The 1895-nt window shown below is 33.3% G+C and carries 4 protein-coding genes and 1 pseudogene; all 5 read left to right on the forward strand.

Annotated features, from left to right (window positions below):
• A pseudogene (locus tag AN161_RS30055) lies at positions 1-346 on the forward strand (hypothetical protein); the annotation flags it as partial.
• A 181-nt stretch (positions 347-527) separates the two neighbouring features.
• Positions 528-812, forward strand: coding sequence for a hypothetical protein (locus AN161_RS26785; protein ID WP_053597361.1), 285 nt, complete (start codon positions 528-530; stop codon positions 810-812).
• An 88-nt stretch (positions 813-900) separates the two neighbouring features.
• On the forward strand, positions 901-1071 hold the full coding sequence (locus AN161_RS31225) for a polymorphic toxin type 17 domain-containing protein (protein ID WP_082340467.1): 171 nt from the start codon (positions 901-903) through the stop codon (positions 1069-1071).
• 119 nt (positions 1072-1190) lie between these two features.
• Entirely contained in the window at positions 1191-1331 is a 141-nt protein-coding gene (locus AN161_RS30060) for a hypothetical protein (RefSeq protein ID WP_158003115.1), read from the forward strand.
• A gap of 109 nt (positions 1332-1440) precedes the next feature.
• On the forward strand, positions 1441-1895 hold a 455-nt coding region (locus tag AN161_RS26790; RefSeq protein ID WP_143115089.1), incomplete at its 3' end, for a pre-toxin TG domain-containing protein.

Here is a 1895-nt window from a genome sequence, read left to right on the forward strand (position 1 = left end):
TTATACATTCTATAAACCTGCGAAAGTGGCTGATAAAGCAAAAGATGGAGCAAAAATTATAGAAAGTCAGGCAGAGCGAATCAAAAAAAATGTAGATGAAAGTGCAAGAGCAAGAGATAGTTCTAAGTTTGATGACTATGCAAAAAAAGAAAAAGAGATTTTAGAAAAACAGCGTACAAAAAATATTGCTCAAAACGGAAAGAATGTGCTTAATAATTATGATATATCTAAAGCATATGTGAAACCAAAGCATCTTGCTACATCGGGTGGAAAGGCCAGGAAGTTTGTGGGAGATACAAAAGCAGAAGCAGAGGCTATACTTAGAGATGCTATGAAAAAAAGGTGATGTTAAAGGTATATTAGACAATGGCTTGACCGGTCAAGGTCAACAGTCATATTCTATATTTTTAGATGCAGGAAAGCCCGTTGGAACTAAAGGAGAAAATTTAATAAAAGTTGTTCTTTCTGAAGACGGTGGTATGCTTAGTGCATATCCGGTTATTTCAGTAAAATAAGGAGGGAACTTTATGGATGTAATAAAAAAATTTTTAGATGTAGAGATTTCTGATCAAGAGATGTACGAAGAAATTTATAATTTTATTAATTCACCACATGTTAGAAGTGGTGAATTTGAAGCAAATGAATTTATTATAAAAAAAATGGATTCACTTAATTTTTTTATTTACTTAGAGTATATATTTCCTAATGATGGACATAGGGAGATTTCATGTTGTACTTCAATATATAGGGATGATTTAAATACAAAAATTAATGAATATGCCATTAGGTATGGATACACATTAAAAAGTTAAATGTTTAATATTTAATCTGTGTTTGATTGTATCTTTTAAGGGTTTTTTTACTAACATATTTGCTTATTTGATCATATATATTTGAACCATGAATAGTGACACCATCAAAAGTGATCCTATTCATGGTTTTTCTGTATTTAATCCGCTCCAATTTGAATGGGATGTTCAACTTTCTGAAAAAGAAATGAGAGAGTGGGGGAATACAAAAAATGGTGATAAATATATTAACGTTGCACCTGATGGAACACTTTCACACTAACTTAAAATAGGAGGTATTATGTTTAACTGTGTCTGTTTTGATGCATCAGAAGACGGAGCAGACCTTGAATCTGCCCTAGACGTCATGGGCATGATCCCTCTTGGTGGGGGTGGTGCTTAATGGCGAAGAAGGGGAAAGGTAAGAGTAAAGGCTTTTTTGGAGCGATATGCAGCCTCCTTGGTAGTATCCCTGCTGTTAAGAGTGCAAAAAAAGCAGCAAGAAAGGCCTTAAAAAAAGCAAATCAAAAAGGCGAAAAATAAATTAAAATTAAAGAATCTCTTCAAAAAGCCTAAGAAGAAGCGTAAGAAAAAGAGAGGTAAGCTTTTTACAAAGGCCAGGAAGCTTAGAAATAGGCTATCCAGGAGAAAATTGGCCAAGAAGTTTAAACGGGCTGCGAAAAAAGCAGCTGTTAAGAAAGCAACTAAAAAGGCCAACAATGCGGCCAAAGCTGCTGTCAAACAAGTCAAAAAGAATGAAAAAGCTCAAAATCTTAAACTATTTTCTATGGGGTTAAATCACATTCCTATTTTTGGGAATATCAAGACTCTATATGAAATGACCACTGGAAAAGACATGATTACTGGACAAAAAGTGGTAATTCCAAAAGGTGGATCAAAGTATATAAATTTAGAAAGCTCCTGTCCTGTGCCTCAGAATAAAGGTAAAACTAAAAAAGAAAAAGAACGTGAAATAATAGACAAATTTATAGAAGAACAAAGAAATCATGAAAAGAAACTATTAAAATCCACATTTAATTTCTTTTTCGAAGATATTGAAACAATGTTAAGTCCTGACTCAACATGGAAAGAACGAGCTGAAGCTGC

It is taken from the genome of Lysinibacillus sp. FJAT-14222 (assembly GCF_001278875.1).
Lineage (GTDB): Bacteria > Bacillota > Bacilli > Bacillales_A > Planococcaceae > Lysinibacillus > Lysinibacillus agricola.

What these genes read in the sequence shown, in the direction of transcription:
- AN161_RS26785 (WP_053597361.1), top strand. Translation starts at nt 528, where the DNA reads ATGGATGTAATAAAAAAATTTTTAGATGTAGAGATTTCTGATCAAGAG.
- AN161_RS31225 (WP_082340467.1), top strand. Translation starts at nt 901, where the DNA reads ATGAATAGTGACACCATCAAAAGTGATCCTATTCATGGTTTTTCTGTA.
- AN161_RS30060 (WP_158003115.1), top strand. Translation starts at nt 1,191, where the DNA reads ATGGCGAAGAAGGGGAAAGGTAAGAGTAAAGGCTTTTTTGGAGCGATA.